At 54.0% G+C, this 15,534-nt stretch carries 16 protein-coding genes and 1 pseudogene; 16 read left to right on the top strand and 1 reads right to left on the bottom strand.

Features of this window, described 5'->3' with window-relative positions; translation table 11 throughout:
• Positions 1-39 precede the first annotated feature (39 nt).
• The 6 genes from ELR57_RS28495 to ELR57_RS14215 all read left to right on the top strand — a co-directional run bounded on the left by ELR57_RS28495 (position 40) and on the right by ELR57_RS14215 (position 5,650).
• Positions 40-168 carry a P-loop NTPase family protein gene (locus ELR57_RS28495; RefSeq protein ID WP_255414939.1) on the top strand — a complete coding sequence of 43 codons (129 nt, stop codon included), beginning with the start codon at positions 40-42 and terminating at the stop codon, positions 166-168.
• Positions 165-521 (top strand): cupin domain-containing protein, encoded by a 357-nt coding sequence (locus tag ELR57_RS14235; RefSeq protein ID WP_126959760.1) that lies wholly within the window; start codon positions 165-167, stop codon positions 519-521. Before ELR57_RS28495 ends, ELR57_RS14235 begins: the two co-directional genes overlap by 4 nt.
• A 528-nt stretch (positions 522-1,049) precedes the next feature.
• The gene (gap, locus tag ELR57_RS14230) at positions 1,050-2,096 is read left to right on the top strand and encodes a type I glyceraldehyde-3-phosphate dehydrogenase (protein ID WP_126959759.1); all 1,047 of its coding nucleotides are present in this window, start codon (positions 1,050-1,052) and stop codon (positions 2,094-2,096) included.
• On the top strand, positions 2,075-2,260 hold the full coding sequence (locus ELR57_RS14225; RefSeq protein ID WP_126959758.1) for a GapA-binding peptide SR1P: 186 nt from the start codon (positions 2,075-2,077) through the stop codon (positions 2,258-2,260). Before gap ends, ELR57_RS14225 begins: the two co-directional genes overlap by 22 nt.
• The gene (gene ppdK / locus ELR57_RS14220) at positions 2,257-4,926 is read left to right on the top strand and encodes a pyruvate, phosphate dikinase (RefSeq protein ID WP_126959757.1); all 2,670 of its coding nucleotides are present in this window, start codon (positions 2,257-2,259) and stop codon (positions 4,924-4,926) included. Before ELR57_RS14225 ends, ppdK begins: the two co-directional genes overlap by 4 nt.
• A gap of 82 nt (positions 4,927-5,008) precedes the next feature.
• Positions 5,009-5,650, top strand: a complete 642-nt coding sequence (locus ELR57_RS14215) for a helix-turn-helix transcriptional regulator (RefSeq protein WP_126959756.1) — start codon at positions 5,009-5,011, stop codon at positions 5,648-5,650.
• 103 nt (positions 5,651-5,753) lie between these two features.
• On the opposite strand, the gene ELR57_RS14210 is transcribed toward ELR57_RS14215, so the two are convergent.
• Positions 5,754-7,574, bottom strand: a complete 1,821-nt coding sequence (locus ELR57_RS14210; RefSeq protein WP_126959755.1) for a helix-turn-helix domain-containing protein — start codon at positions 7,572-7,574, stop codon at positions 5,754-5,756.
• A 162-nt stretch (positions 7,575-7,736) separates the two neighbouring features.
• On the opposite strand from ELR57_RS14210, the pseudogene ELR57_RS28310 reads away from it, so the two are divergent.
• From ELR57_RS28310 to ELR57_RS14160, 10 genes and pseudogenes are all read left to right on the top strand, one after another.
• A pseudogene (locus ELR57_RS28310) lies at positions 7,737-7,886 on the top strand (2-keto-4-pentenoate hydratase); the annotation flags it as partial.
• A 15-nt stretch (positions 7,887-7,901) separates the two neighbouring features.
• A complete protein-coding gene (locus ELR57_RS14200) occupies positions 7,902-8,861 on the top strand; it encodes a fumarylacetoacetate hydrolase family protein (RefSeq protein WP_126959754.1) in 960 nt (319 codons plus the stop codon).
• A gap of 204 nt (positions 8,862-9,065) precedes the next feature.
• Positions 9,066-9,515 carry an NUDIX hydrolase gene (locus tag ELR57_RS14195; RefSeq protein WP_126959753.1) on the top strand — a complete coding sequence of 150 codons (450 nt, stop codon included), beginning with the start codon at positions 9,066-9,068 and terminating at the stop codon, positions 9,513-9,515.
• Between the two features lies 1 nt (position 9,516).
• The gene (locus ELR57_RS14190) at positions 9,517-10,062 is read left to right on the top strand and encodes a histidine phosphatase family protein (RefSeq protein WP_126959752.1); all 546 of its coding nucleotides are present in this window, start codon (positions 9,517-9,519) and stop codon (positions 10,060-10,062) included.
• A 59-nt stretch (positions 10,063-10,121) separates the two neighbouring features.
• The gene (locus ELR57_RS14185; protein ID WP_126959751.1) at positions 10,122-10,898 is read left to right on the top strand and encodes a hypothetical protein; all 777 of its coding nucleotides are present in this window, start codon (positions 10,122-10,124) and stop codon (positions 10,896-10,898) included.
• 5 nt (positions 10,899-10,903) lie between these two features.
• Complete coding sequence (locus tag ELR57_RS14180; protein ID WP_370452274.1) at positions 10,904-11,392, top strand: RidA family protein; 489 nt, start codon at positions 10,904-10,906, stop codon at positions 11,390-11,392.
• 1 nt (position 11,393) lies between these two features.
• Positions 11,394-11,873: a GNAT family N-acetyltransferase gene (locus tag ELR57_RS14175; RefSeq protein WP_158630037.1), complete on the top strand. Its 480-nt coding sequence runs from the start codon at positions 11,394-11,396 to the stop codon at positions 11,871-11,873.
• 115 nt (positions 11,874-11,988) lie between these two features.
• Complete coding sequence (locus ELR57_RS14170) at positions 11,989-12,828, top strand: methyl-accepting chemotaxis protein (protein ID WP_126959749.1); 840 nt, start codon at positions 11,989-11,991, stop codon at positions 12,826-12,828.
• Between the two features lie 158 nt (positions 12,829-12,986).
• Entirely contained in the window at positions 12,987-14,000 is a 1,014-nt protein-coding gene (locus ELR57_RS14165) for a LacI family DNA-binding transcriptional regulator (RefSeq protein WP_126959748.1), read from the top strand.
• Between the two features lie 216 nt (positions 14,001-14,216).
• A complete protein-coding gene (locus tag ELR57_RS14160) occupies positions 14,217-15,524 on the top strand; it encodes an ABC transporter substrate-binding protein (protein WP_126959747.1) in 1,308 nt (435 codons plus the stop codon).
• The last annotated feature ends 10 nt before the right edge of the window (positions 15,525-15,534 follow it).

Below are 15,534 nucleotides of genomic sequence, written 5' to 3'. Positions count from 1 at the left end.
TCACGGAGCGGTTGGGCTGCACTCTACGAAGAAGCGGGAATGAATGGTAGAAGCCGGGTTCTTCACGAGAAGCGGATGTCTGAGCTTGCCTGCCCGATCCTTCGAATCGAAGGCGAGCAGACGGTTGAAGAGAGAGTAAATAGGGTGATGGAGGTACTGATAACGTGAGATTATATCGTCTGTCCAAGCAGCTCGGCAAACCGATCACCAGCTTCAATAGCCGCGAGGCTTCTTTTGCTCGAATCGTCGATTATGAGAAGACTCTTCACATCGGCTGTATTTTCGTAGGACCCTCCGGTCTTGTCGGCGCCCATGAAGCTCCCGTCAATCAATTGTTCCTCGTTCTTAACGGAGAGGGTTGGGTTGTCGGCCGAGAAGGGACGAAGGTTGAGATTCGCTCCGGGATGGCGGCGTATTGGGAAGCCGGCGAACAGCACGAATCGGGCTCCGAGCAAGGAATGACCGTGTTGGTATTGGAAGGCGAGGAATTGAAGCCTTTGCTGGAGCTGCACGGCGATTGAGGGATACTCCTCAAGTAGAATAAATGCCGAACGTTCGTCTTGCAGGAGAGCTGAAGTTCGGAGGCAGCCTTGGAAAAGGGTGCATGATACGGCGAACCAAACTCTAGGGAGAGAGCGACAGGTGATCATGGACGACGCGATGAAGCAGGGACGTCCTGTTTAATCGATGACAGATGGCTTAACCCGACTAGGACCAGCAAGATGTGCTTCAACCGCCATTGTGCTGCGTTTATCCTAACCCCGACTCGATAATCGAGCCGGGGTTTTGATTTTTTCTCGGCTGATCTGCGAATTTTCCGCCGAATACGACTGTTTGTTTCCCTGAGCAGCCATACGGCAACATCTCCAGCCGTTGGAGGGCCTGGGCCCGCCAAAATAATGCCATACGGGCAACATCTCCGACTATTCCTCATATATGCAATTAAAATCTCTTTATATGAGTCATAAAAAGTTCTTATTAGCCCGCATATTGCTTTTAATATGAGTCATATATATAATTAAGACACACTAAATAAAGGGGGAGAAGTCGTGGACGTTGCGATCAGCGGAACAGGACGAATCGGCAGGCTCAGCATTCGAAGAGCAATGGGGATGCCGTCCTCGAACATCCAGGTGAAGGTCATCAACACAACTTGTACGGTGGAGACATTGGCGCACTTGCTCCAATACGATACCGTTCACGGCAAGTGGGACGCTGTTGTGGAGGTCGAGAAGGATCGTTTGATCATCAACGGGCAAAGCGTTCGGATCGTATCCGAGAGGGATCCGGCCAAGCTGCCTTGGAGAGAGCTCGGAGTCGAGCTTGTTATCGACTCGACCGGCAAGTTCAAGGATCGTGCCGCTCTGCAGCAGCATCTCGCCTCGGGAGCGGAACGAGTGCTGCTGACGGCGCCGGGCCGGGACTTGGATCTGACCGTCGTCATGGGAGTGAACGAAGAGCAGTATGATCCATCCGTTCACCGGCTTCTCTCCGCGGCTTCCTGCACGACGAACTGCCTAGCTCCCGTTCTCTCGGTCATGGAGGAGGCGTTCGGAATCGAGAGCGGTTGGATGACCTCGATTCACTCTTATACGAACGACCAGAACCACCTCGACAACCCGCATAAGGATCTCCGCCGCGCTCGTTCTTGCACGAGCTCGCTCATTCCGACAACGACGGGTGTCAGCAAAGCGTTAAGCGGAGTGCTTCCTCATCTGGCTCCTCTTATTCATGGGATGTCGGTGCGTGTCCCGACGCAGGATGTCTCGCTGCTGGATCTGCAATTGGATCTGAAGCGGCCCGCTGGCGAAAGCGAAGTCCGGGAAGCGTTCCGGACTGCCGCGAATGGTGAATTTGCCCGATATTTGGGCTATAACGAGCTGCCTCTCGTCTCATCCGACTATATCGGCAATGAGAAGTCGGCCGTCGTGGATGGTTTAAGCGTGATGACGAGAGAGAACCGGGTCAAGCTGCTGGCTTGGTACGACAACGAGTGGGCTTATGCCAGCCGAGTCATCGATCTGGCTGGACATGTCGCCAAAGCGAACACACCTAATCATGAGGGGGAGAAAACATGCTTAACTTTCACAGCGTGAACCAAGCCGTTTCTTCGAAAAATGAATTGGGAGTCGTCATTTGCAGGCATTGCAGCGACGTTGTCTGCACGCTGCCGACCAACGGCATCAAGAAAATCTCGGGCGTCTGCGACAAGCCGGAATGCCGGAAGCAGAGCAAGAATGGCGAGGTCAAAGTCGGATGACCATCAAATACGTATATTCGTTCCAGGAGGGCAGTGCCCGAATGAAGAATCTGCTTGGCGGCAAAGGCGCGAACCTGGCGGAGATGACGAACGCTGGGCTTCCGGTGCCGCCAGGCTTCACCGTGACGACGGATGCATGCCATGCCTTCTTCAAGTTCGGCAATAGGCTGACCGACGAGATGGTACGGCAGATCCTGGCCGCGCTGCGACAGCTCGAGACCGAGAAGGGGCAAGCGTTCGGAGATCCTTATCAACCGCTTCTCGTCTCCGTGCGTTCGGGATCCGTCTCTTCCATGCCTGGCATGATGGATACGATTCTGAACCTAGGCTTGAACGACGAGACGGTAAAGGGATTGGCGGCGGCGACCCGGAACGAACGATTCGCCTACGATTGCTATCGGCGTCTGATCCAGATGTTCGGCAACGTCGTTCTCGGCATCGAAGGATTCCAATTCGAAATGCTGCTTCATCGGTTGAAGGCAAAGCTCGGAGTGGAGCTCGATCAGGACGTTACGGCGGAGGGCTGGCGCGAGTTGATCGAAGCGTATAAATCGTGCGTGAGGAAGAACACCGGCCGCGAATTCCCGCAAAATGTTTACGAGCAGCTTAAATTGGCGGCAGAGGCCGTCTTCCAATCGTGGAACAATCAACGAGCTCAGGTATATCGTCGAATCAACCGGATTCCAGATCATCAGGGTACGGCTGTAAATATACAGAGCATGGTATTCGGCAATAGGGGAGACGATTGCGGCACCGGCGTCGTCTTCACTCGCAATCCGTCTACCGGCGAGCCGGTTCTGTTCGGCGAATATCTTATCAATGCGCAGGGCGAGGATGTCGTCGCGGGAGTTCGTACCCCTCAGACGATTGAGACGCTGAAGAGCGCGATGCCGGAGATGTACGCGCAGCTTGCTCAGGTATGCGGACAACTTGAACGCCATTATAAGGACATGCAGGATATCGAGTTCACGGTCGAGAATGGCAAGCTGTACGTCCTGCAGACGAGAAGCGGCAAACGCAACGCCCAAGCGGCGATGAGAATAGCGGTCGACCTGGTGAACGAAGGCGTGCTGACGAGAGAGAAAGCGCTGCTTCGAATCGAAGCGTCGCATCTGGATCAGCTGCTTCATAGAGGACTTGACGATGCCGCCGTTCAGGACGTTCTGGCGATCGGGCTGCCGGCCTCGCCGGGCGCCGCGATCGGCATGATCGCTTTCGAGGCCGATACCGCCGCGGAATGGAAGCAAGCCGGCAAGCAAGTCATACTCGTTCGCCCCGAGACGACGCCGGAGGACATACATGGCGTCCTAGCGGCAGAAGGCGTGCTGACGAGCCGCGGAGGAATGACCAGTCATGCCGCCGTCGTTGCGAGAGGAATGGGCAAGCCGTGCGTATGCGGCTGCGAAGACATCCGGATCGACGAAGAACGGAAGCAGATGACGGCGGGAGGCCGCTCCTTCTCCGAAGGAGAGTGGATTACGCTGGACGGAGCGACCGGAAGGGTCATCGCGGGAGTCGTGCCGCTGAAGGAGGCGACCGCCTCGAACGAGCTGAAGCAGATGCTGGCGTGGGCGGATGAGGTTCGATCACTTCGCGTCTATGCCAATGCGGACACGCCGGAGGACGCCCGGATCGCCCGCGGCTTCGGAGCCGAAGGGATCGGGCTGTGCCGGACGGAGCACATGTTCTTCGCGCCGCACAGACTGGAGGTTATGCAGAGAATGATCATGGCCGACACGCAGGAGGAGCGAAGAGCGGCGCTTGCTCATCTGCTTCCGATTCAGCAATCCGACTTCGAGGGCATCTTCGCCGAGATGGACGGCCTTCCGGTTACGGTGAGGCTGCTCGATCCTCCGCTTCATGAGTTCCTGCCGAAGCTTAGCGAGCTGCAGGCTGCTCTCTCCGAAGCGGATTCGGAGCAGGAAGGAGAGCGGATCAAGCGGATGATCCGCAAGGTCCAAGCGCTTCACGAAGCGAACCCGATGCTGGGCCAACGGGGATGCCGGCTGGGCATCGTCTATCCGGAGATCTACGATATGCAGATCGAAGCGCTGTTCAAGGCGGCTTCCGCCCAGATCGAACGGAGGGTGGAGATTCATCTCGAGATCATGATTCCGCTGGTCGGAGACGCAAGCGAGCTTAAGCTGCTGCGCGAGCTGGTGGACGAGGTGGCGGAGCAGGTGCTCGGCTCCGATAAGAGAAGGAATTGCCGGTACAAGGTCGGAACGATGATCGAGGTTCCCCGCGCCGCGTTGACGGCGAAGCAGATCGCGGCCCATGCGGACTTCTTCTCGTTCGGCACCAACGACCTGACGCAGATGACGTTCGGCTACAGCCGGGACGATGCCGAAGGCAAATTCCTGGCTCACTATCTCGACAAGAAGCTTCTGGCGAACAACCCGTTCCAGGTTCTTGACTCGGAGGGAGTCGGCCAACTGATCGATTGGGCGGTAACCGCGGGTCGTTCCTTAAAGCCGAAGCTGAAGACGGGCATCTGCGGCGAGCATGGCGGAGACAAGGAATCGATCGCCTTCTGCCATCGGGTCGGGCTCGATTACGTCAGCTGTTCCCCATACCGGATTCCTATGGCCCGAATCGCCGCCGCGCAAGCGGCCGTCGAGCAGGGGAAGCACGCCGATTCGTCCCAGACGGCGAAAGTGGTGTGATTCCGGCTCCGATTCGGTTACAATGGAGTCAAATGGGTTGTCGTAACGGGAGGGAACAACGATCGAACTGTCATCCCGCCAGTTGGAGATTGTCGATATCGTGCGCAAGAACGCTCCGATTACCGGGGAGCAAATCGCGGAGCAGCTCGGGGTGACCCGTCCTACCATAAGGTCGGATCTCGGCTTGCTGGTGATGCTGGGGTATATCGATGCGAAGCCGAAGGTAGGCTATTTTCTCGGAAGCACGGTCATGCAGGAGAGATCGGAAGTCGGTTCGATCGCGCGGACGAAAGTCCGCGAGGTCATGGGGGTTCCGGTCGTTCTGCGAGAGACCGCCACCGTCAGCGATGCGGTCGTCGCCATGTTCCTCGAGAACGTCGGAAGCCTCGTCGTCGTCGATTCCGCGAATGCGTTGGCCGGGGTCGTGTCGCGAAAGGACCTGCTTAAGGTTACCTTGGGGAACTCGCAAGCAGCGAGCGTGCTGCTGAGCATGGTCATGACCCGTTATCCGAACGTGGTGACGGCGTCGCCGGACGACACGCTTCGCGAAGCCCTGCGCAAGATGATCGCGCATGAGGTGGACGGCTTGCCGGTCGTCCAGGCGGCGAGCGTAACCGAAGGCGGTTCCGGCTCCGAAGCGGCGCCTTCCAAGTTGGAAGTCGTCGGGAGATTGACGAAGACTACCCTGGCCAAGCTGTTGTTCGACAAGATGGAGCAACAGTAGCGACAGGCTGCGAGTCGGGAACGCTTGTACTTTCCGAACGAAATAAGAGCCTGGTTAATACCCACAGCAGCCGTAGAGGACGGCAACTGTGGGTATATGTCCGTTATTCCTCTATTTTGATATCTCCCGTCGCGATCAGCGCCTCGATCATCAGCAACAAGTACGAGGCGGTGGAGAAGTTCTTCAGGTCCTTCTGCAGGATGTCCTCTATCTTGCGGATACGGTACTGAATTCCACCGATCGATAAGGAAAGCTGCTGCATGGTTTTCTCCAACTTGCCTCCGTGAATCAAGTAGATGTACAACGTATAAAGCAGCTCCCGATGCTTGTCATCCTCGTCCAGCAAATTTCCTAATTCCTTCTTCGCGGTTGCCTTTAGGTGTTGAATGTCCGCGCCTTGAAGGAGCGATCCCAATAGCCCGAGCTGATCATATGCAACGATTTTCTGCTGCCTGGGCAGATGGAGCGACTGTTCCGCCTGGGTCAGGGATTCCTCGAACTTGGCCAATTGCTGAAAGGGCTGGCTGATTCCGATCTTATAAAGAACGTCCGAATTATTCTCCTCCATAATGGTCAGAACGGGCTTCAAACTTCTGAGCAGCGAAGCGGAGTCTTTGACAGCGAACAAGAGGATGACGATCTCGTCGTTATTCTGGCTTAGCAGCCCGTCGAGCTTATAGTATTTCAATGTTTTGGCGAATTGGAGCAGCTGATCGTAATGGTCGAGCGGCTTGCCCTCGGTTTTCTTCTGAGTACACATGACGGCAAGAGTGATGAACGGGCTCCTCAGATCTGGAGAAACGTACTTTAATTGCGAGGTAATCTCTCCAATCGTGTTGAATTGCTTATGGATCAAGCGATCCAGGATCGAGATCTTGAGCCGTTCCGTCGTCTCGAAGCTGATTTTCTCGTTCAGGAAGCTGAGGGTGGACGCCGTAGCAAGTCTCTCCAGGAACAAGTAATCGTCGGTTTCCGGTTCCCGTGAATCGATATAGATGAACGAGCAAGTGGCGAAAAGCCGATCCTGGAGGTAGATCGGTGTCGTCAGCAAGTAGGAGCTGCCTATCTGCTCGCAGGAAGTGCGGTTGCGATTGAACAGCGTGTGCTTCTTTTTATTTTTGACGTGCCGCAAGCGAGTATAAGTCTCCCGCTGGATTCCGTGAAGATGCAGGAGATTGCCGTTAAGATCCTCGATTGCGATCGGGATTCCAAGAATCTCGTTAGCGATTGCGATGACTTGGTCCAACGATTGCTGTCTGGCGACTGCGTCGGTCAATTGGCTGTGGTAGTGGGTGACCTTATCGAGCAGCTTATTTTTAAACAATAGCTTGTCGTACGTATCTTCCAATTCGCTCAGAATGGTCTGATCGTCATAAATCGCGGGTTCTTCGCCCGATTGGCGCGTCCAATATTCCCTCGAATTGACTGCGAAAGTACAATCAAGGTCTCCCTTGGCTCGGCAGGTGAGCTCTTTGACGAATATATCGTCGTTCAGGATGGCAGACATATACCCGCTGGCATAGCCGCTTAGCACATAACAAGAGCATTCATCGGCTACTCCATGGAGCTGAAGATGCAGCTTGGCCTCGAATGAATCCACCCAACGGCCGGTGGCGTCGCTAAAGTCCAATTGATTATTCTCCGACAATCGAACCGCACCCGGTTTTTTCTCGACGTCCGCAACGTGCCCCGCTTGAGAATGAACGACGGATACCATCTCGATTAACTCCTCGATCGAAAAGTTAAGCTTCATCAATTCAAGAGCTTTGTTCTTGCCGAGGTCTCTCCCGAAGCGCAGCAGAAGTCCTTTCGCTTTTTTGTTGCCCATGTTCTCGAATAAAGCTTTGCGTAAGAGACCGAAAGCATGAGAAGTTATCACGATATCGGACAGATCCGGCTTGGAAATGCGATTGATTTCGACCATGACGGGTGCATCTCCCCTCCCATTTGCAAGCGCTTACTTCATTATAAAGAATACGTCAAAAACGACAATAAAACCAATTGTGTTTTTGCGATTTTCCAATAAAAAACCCCCTTATGTCGGAACGCGAATCTGAATTATGATGGGACTCGAAAAGGAGGCTGCGCTAGTGAGCTTCACGCATATGGCGTGACGCTTAAGGCCGGAGAGGTGATCCTATCGGGCGCTTTATCGGCAGCGGCTAATGCTGTCTGCGGGGATCGGTTCCGGGCCGAATTTACACAACTAGGCTCGGTTGAGGCAACCTTTGGTTAAGGAGGAGGACTAGGAATGGGTTTGCATATAGCCAGATTTACCGAGAACGGCAATGTTCTCTGGGGAGTACAGAAGGGGGATAGGCTCCTGGCGGTGGAAGGCAGTTATCCGACACTCGCTCATTTCTTGCGTTCCGGAACGCAGGTGGCGAGAGAGGTCTGGCAATCGGGGGCAGGCAGAGCGGTAAATATCGAGGATGTGGAGCTGCTGAGCCCGGTTACACGCCCAGCCCGCATTATTTGCCAGGGGGCAAACTATGGCGATCACCGGGCGGAGTCGGGGCTTGAGGCCGCACGACCGCCGTTTAATATGATCTTCAGCAAGGCCGACAGCTCTCTTGCAGGGCCGTATTCGGACGTCATTTGTCCGCCGCACATGAAGCTGCTTGATTACGAGATTGAGCTGGGATTGGTCATCGGCCGAGAGATTCGCAAGCCGACTTCGATTATGGACGCCAATCTTCATGAATACGTGGCTGGTTTGGTGCTGACTAACGACATCTCCGCCAGGGATGTTCAGCTGCCACAAGGACAATGGCTCAAGGGCAAGAGTTATCGAACGTTCTGTCCGACCGGTCCGTACCTTTATCTGCTCGATGCCGAAGATGTCCCCCGGATTCACGATCTGGAGCTTAGGCTGACGGTCAATGGCGAGATCAGGCAGCATGCGCACACAAGTCAGCTTTTGTTCAAGCCGGATGAGACGCTGACCGAGCTGTCGGAGATCATGGATCTGTCTCCGGGCGATCTGATCCTCACGGGGACCTGCGGAGGCGTCGCCATGAAGCTAGGCTCAACGGCAATGGATCGAATGATGGGTACGGCATCGGCAGAGGAGAAGTACCGATTATTCGTGGAGAGCCAACGATCGGTTGACCGATATCTGCGAACCGGAGATATTATCCGCAGCGAGATTCATAGCTCGGACGGACGGATTCAATTAGGGACGCAGATTAATACAAACGCTTCGAAGTAAGCGAGATGCATAATGGCTTCAATCCCCGCGAGGATTGAAGCTCTTTTTTTTGGATTCAAACCGTGCACTCGAATGGTCACGCAACCATGGAAAGCTTCGAATTCTGTCAAGAATTGCAATGGAAATTTTTTCAACGTACAATAGAATAAATTTTCGGACAATCGACCATGGACCCTGCAGTCCTGCTCGAAAGGAGCACATCGGATGCAATCCCCAATTTTCTACGGAGCCGTACACTTGTTTTTCTTAAATGGCAAGAACGAGATCCTGCTGTTAAAGAGGAGAAATACCGGTTTCGAAGATGGCAAATGGAGTGTGGTTGCCGGACGAATCGACGGTAATGAAGAAGTGAAATCAGCAGCTATTCGTGAGGCATTCGAAGAAGCTGGTGTAAAGATCAAGCAGCAGTATTTGGAAGTAATCGGAATCATGCATCGCAGGGATAAGTCCTCGAAGGAATGGATCGATTTTTTTCTGACGGTCCATGAATGGGAAGGAGATATTTCCAACAAGGAGCCTCATAAATGCGAAGAATTAAGATGGTTTCCCTTATCGGAACTTCCCGAAAACATCATTCCCTACATCAAACACGCTTTGAGCCAAACCCGCGATTCCGTCTGGTTCGAGAGCTTGGGCTGGGGAGAAGAACATTAACGTGATTGGGTTGATCAGGCACTTCAAGGTGCTGCACAAGCCGCAGCGCCGCTGGATGACGGGGCCTCAGTTCACACGCTGGGTGGAGCAGTATGATCAAGGGGCTATTCGATCGGTTCCGCTTGCCTCCAGCGATATAGAATGGGACGTCTGCTATTGCAGTCCCCTCTCCCGGGCAACCCGAACGGCAGCCTTTCTTTTCGACGGCCCCCTAATCGTATCCGACCATCTGCGGGAAATCGGGATTCATGCGGTGAGCGGCGCTCGAATCCGCATGCCATTAACCCTCTGGTTGGGTTTGGCGCGCTTGGCTTGGCTGTTCTCCCATCGTTCCCAAGTAGAGGGCAAGAAGAATGTACGCCTTCGGGCAGAGCGAATTATCGATGAGATCGAGCGCCGCTATCCAAGCTCGAATGTCCTGATCGTCAGTCACGGAGCGTTCATGAGAGTGCTGGACAAGGCTCTGCATAGCAGGGGCTATTCGGGCAGGACGGATCTTCCGCCACGTAACGGGAAGCTCTATCTATTCCGCCGTTTTCCTGGATGATCGAACAAAAGAAGTCATTTTGGATAAACAGGTCGATTTCGAATAATGGAGGCGCCAACGTGTTCATTCGCAACCTACTTCTCGTATCTTTATTAACAGCATTAACTACCGCCGCGGTTGGCTGCACGGATGTTAGAGAATCCGTTAAAAGCACCATAAGGGAAGTTAGCGGGGAGCAGCCGGAGCAAGCGAAACAATCGTCATCCGCGCGCCAGGAAGGACAACCGGGGCCATCGAAACAAACCGGGCAGATCGGCTTGTTCGGTCAAGGCGGAAAGTCCGGGCCTGAGGAGCCATCCAGCCAAGCCAAGCAAGGGTCGATTCAAGTGCAGTCCAAAGTGGAGGTGAAGATCGCCATCGACGGGGAGGCCTATGCGACGTATTATGGCGATGGCTTCAGCTTCGATTACCCGTTCGATTGGGAGCAGACGGACCAGACAAGTTCCATCCCCGAGATCAAGGCTCAATTCTCGAGTCCGACCCAAATCGCCAACGTCCTTCTTATAACCGCCGAGTACAAGAATGCTTCCGCCCCGCCCGCCGGTGAACTTAAGGACCTGCAGATGGACCCGACAAGCGGAGAGGACGGAAGCGCGAAGATAAACGATTATAAGCAGATCAGCTTCGAAGAGAAGCCTTACGGCCGTTACAAGGCCGGGGTGTTGGTGTCGGAGATGGCCGCCTCGAACAACCAATCGCTTATTCAAACGGAATATTACGTACCGATCGGCAAAAAAAGTTATTCGCTAATCGTCACGACGGCCAAAGAAATCACCGATTCCCTCCAGAACGATATCGACCATATGATCGATTCTTTCGAGGTGGATGAGGAGTAGATAAGATGAATGAAAGGGGCTTCTCCATGACAATCGAATCGATTGAGACCAGATTGAAGCAATTGAACATTGCTCTCCCGGAAGCGAGCGAACCTGCCGCCAAGTACGCCAACGTCGTGGTCGCGAACGGACTTATGTTTGTTTCGGGCAAAGGCCCGGCCGGCTCTCCGAAGGGGAAGCTGGGAGCCGAATTTACAACGCAGGAAGGCTATGAATTCGCCAGACTGGCGGGCTTGGAAGTGCTGGCCGTCGTACAATCGGCCCTGGGTTCTTTGGATCGGGTGAAAAGAGTCGTCAAGGTTCAAGGGTTCGTGAACGCTAGCCCGGAGTTCGAGGAGCATCACAAAGTGCTGAACGGTTTCTCGGATCTCATGTTGGATGTCTTCGGCGAGGAGAAAGGCATCCATGCTCGCTCCGTCCTGGGAGCGGTCTCCGTCCGAGGCAATCTGCCGATCATCGTGGACAGCATCTTCCAAGTGGAAGAGGAGGTATAGCTTGAGCCTCCTGCTCCGAGGCGTTTCCGAGGATGACTTGGATCTTCTAGCCGAGATGAATAAGCAATTGATCGAGGACGAGGGCAGCTCCAATCCGATGAACCGGCAAGAGCTCAAGGAACGGATGCGGGAGTGGCTTCGTTCGTCCTGGAATGCCGATCTGCTCGTTCTTGGAGATGAGGTGGTCGGCTACGCCCTCTATTGTTATAAACGCAATCAGCATGACCCGAACCGAAGAGAAGTGTATCTCAGGCAATATTTCATTAAACGCGAATTTAGGCAAAGAGGATACGGTCTGCTTGGGATCGAGCGATTGCGGGAGAGCCGATTCAAGGGAATCGATACAATCGAGATCGAGGTACTGGACGGGAACTCGACTGGGAAGAGCTTCTGGCAGAAGGCAGGATTCCTGCCGTATTCGATCCTTATGAAGCTGGAGAACGACAGTTCCTTAATTAATCCTCCTGACTCCCGTAAATGACTTCTATCACACATTCGCCATAATTCATTAATTTGCCATACATTTCTATTGTCGACAATCCGATAAGTAAAATAGACAGCTAGACGACATTCGACGTGGAGAGGAACGGCAAGGAATGAACATCATTGATGCGCTTATTGCGAGCATGCCTTTTGTTAAACAGCTTTTCCGAGAAGAAGTATCCATCTCGATCTATGACCACGAGAAGATCCTGTATTGGGAGGATACCGAGAAGATCAAGCTTGGCTTTAAATACGGCCACCCGTTGGATCCGGAGAATCGGAACTTCCAGAACCTAAAGAACGGCCGGGAGAAGAACTTCGCCCACATGCCCGCGGAGTACTTCGGTATCCCGTTCGACGTTATCTTTATTCCGGTCACAGATGAGCACGGCGAAGTCGTTGCCGTTCTGAGCATCAATCATCCGATGGACAAGCAAGCCACGTTGGAGCAGCTGATGGAAGAGACGGATGCCATCGCAAGCAACCTTCTGAGCGGCGTTCAACAAGTGGCGGCTCATTCCGAAGAGCTGATGGCGACGGCGGAAGAGATTCTTCGGAATTCGAAGCAGGCCGTCGAGAACTCCTCCAGCGTCGCGAGCGTCACTCAGATGATTCGCGAGATCTCCTCGCAGACGAATCTTCTAGGATTGAACGCGGCAATCGAGGCCGCACGGGTCGGAGAAGCGGGCGCCGGGTTCGGCGTTGTCGCCAAGGAAGTGCGCAAGCTGTCCAATGACAGCAAGTCGGCAGCCGCCCAGATCGAGGATATGCTGAATTCCGTCAAGAACTCGATCAAGCAGATGGAGACGGAGATCGGCCAGATCGCTCATGCTTCCCAAGATCAGGCGGAGCTCGTAACGCAGTTCATGAACAGCATCGAGCACCTGAATGAAACCAGCGGCAAAATGAAGGTATTCATCCAGCAGATGCTGTCGAATAAGCTGGAAAATTAAGCTAGAGGGAATAAACCCATCGAGACCGGCTCCGGAGCAATCCCGAGCCGGTTCTCTTCGATTCGCTGCTAAAATATTCTTGACGTCCGTATGAAACCGCTTTATGATGAGTTTGAAGGATTAATTAAAACGATTTAAATTATGAAAGGATCTCACTCATGAGCAAAATTCATGTCACGCTCAAGGACATCGCGAGAGTAGCCGGAGTATCGACGGCGACCGCCTCGTTGGCTCTGTCCGGCGATCCGCGGGTGAACGTGAAGACGAAAAGAGCGGTAGAGGAAGTGGCGAAGCGGCTGAATTACGTTCCGAACGAGATCGGACGCAGCTTGCGGGCCAAGAAAGCGGAAACGATCGCCTTTATTTTCCCGAACACGCCTCATTTCGCATTCTCTCACCCGTACTTCTCGCAGCTTCTCGAAGGGATCTCGGAGATTCTGGTGGAGAACAGCTTCCATCTCATGCTGTCGGTATCGCCGTCGGAGACGGACGAAGCGGCTGCCTATGACAAGATCCTTCGGAATCGCAGGGCGGACGGCATTATCTTATGGCCGGCTTCCATACGGGACCGCAATATTCTCAAGATCGTAGAGTCGGGGTTTCCCGTTGTTTATCTGGGGAGATGGCATCATGACGAGATCGCGACGGTGGAGAGAGAAGACGTTGGCGGCGCTTATATGGCGACGGAGCATCTGATCAAGCAAGGACGCAAACGGATTGTTCACCTGACGGGTCCTTTGGACTACCAAGTCAGCATTGACCGTCTGGAAGGGTATAAGCGGGCGCTGCAGGATAACCAACTGCTATTCGATCCGGGGATGGTCATCGAGAAGGATTTCTCCATGGAAGGCGGCGCCGAAGCGGCAAAAGAGCTGCTGGAGTCGGGGAGGAGCTTCGACGCGTTGTTCGCGGCGAACGACCGGATGGCGATCGGAGCCATGAAGGCGTTGGCGGATAGCGGAATCTCGGTTCCGCAGGACGCGGCGATCGTCGGCTACGACAATATCGAGATGGCGTCCATGATGAGTCCGGGACTCACTACCATCGACCAGCCGATGAAAGAGATCGGGAAGCTGGCCGCGCTTAAGCTTATGGCCATGTTGAACGGCGAGGAGCTTCAAGAGCTGCAGACGAAAGTGCCGGCACAATTAATTATCCGTGGATCTTCTTAAGAAGGAAGCGGATTTTTTTTAAAAGCATTATTTAAATCGATTTAAATACTATCCAACACTTCATTGCTTATCTATTTTGGAGGTGATGCCTATCTGGGTTTGCAACGCGGAATAGACAAGAGGGGAAGCTTCGCTTAGAAAGGGCTTTTAAGAACGGAGAGAGGGACTTAAAGAGAGAGCCGACTGATTCTAACCATATCCAAAGGGAGGATCACTATGTACAAAGCTGGAGACTTCAAGCCGACTCGCTATCTGATCTATATCCTTGCATTCGCGATGATCGTCGTGCTGGCCGCTTGCGGCGGCAACCATAACGAGAAAAAGGAAAGCGCTTCATCTTCAAGCGGGAAGAAAGCGATGATTACCTTCTGGAACACGTTCACCGGCTCGGACGCCGAGACTCTCAAGACGATCGTAGAGGATTATAACAAGAAGAACGAAGGCAAGTTCGAAGTGAAGATGGATATTATGCCTGCGGATCAGTTCAACCAGAAGCTTCCGCCGTCGATCGCGACCGGAACGGCGCCTACGCTCATCGCGACGAATCCGACGACTGCAGCGGCCTACATCCAGAACGGTTCGATCGTTCCGGTAGACGATTTCTATTCGGTGGATGGGGTCAATAAGGACGACTTCGAGCCATCCGCCATGAAGATGGGAGAATCGAACGGCAAGCTGTATCTGCTGCCGATGCAAGTATTCGGCATTCAGTTCTACTGGAACAAGGATTTGTTCAAGGCGGCCGGACTCGATCCGGACAGTCCTCCCGCGGACTTCGATCAGCTCGCCGATTACGCCGTCAAGCTGACGGACGAATCGAAGAACCAGTATGGATTCGCGATGCCGATCAAAGGCGCGCCGCAATACTATTCCATGTTCATCTGGGGCAACGGCGGAGACATGGTCGATGTCGCCAACAAGAAGTCGGTGCTCGATTCCCCCGAGAATATCGAGACGTTCAAGTGGTTGGCCGATCTGGCTGCCGTTAAGAAAGTTACGCCTAAAGGGCTGAACGGGGTGGAGACCGACAAGCTGTTCCTGAGCGGCAAGGCGGCCATGTACATCACGGGTCCTTGGCTCGCGGCGGGGCTTAAGCAGAACAATATCAACTTCGGCGTATCGCTTCCTCCGAAGGGTTCCGCCGCTCAGGCGACGATCGCCGACGGCGTCGGATTCGCCGTTCCGAAGGGCGCGAGCGAGGAACAGAAGCTTGCGGCATACGACTTCGTCAAGTACTGGAATTCGACCGAGGTCGGGAAGAAGTGGTCTCTCGCTATCGGCTTCCCTCCGTATCTGAAATCGGTCGCCGCGGATTCCGAGATTCAGGCCAACGAGACCATCAAGCAAATGTCCAATCTCGGGGAAGCGGGAAGAACCTTCCTGCCGGGAATCGTCGGCGCCGACCGAATCAACGGCGATGTGCTGTTCCCTCTAATGGAACAGATCGTCAGCGGACTTGATCCCGTGCAGGGGGTAAAGAAAGCCTCCAACTCCATAGACGAGATTCTCAAGTCGGAGCCTTGATTCAATCAGG

This window comes from Cohnella sp. AR92 (assembly GCF_003990975.1).
Lineage (GTDB): Bacteria > Bacillota > Bacilli > Paenibacillales > Paenibacillaceae > Cohnella.
This window is presented reverse-complemented; position numbering and strand designations above follow the sequence as displayed.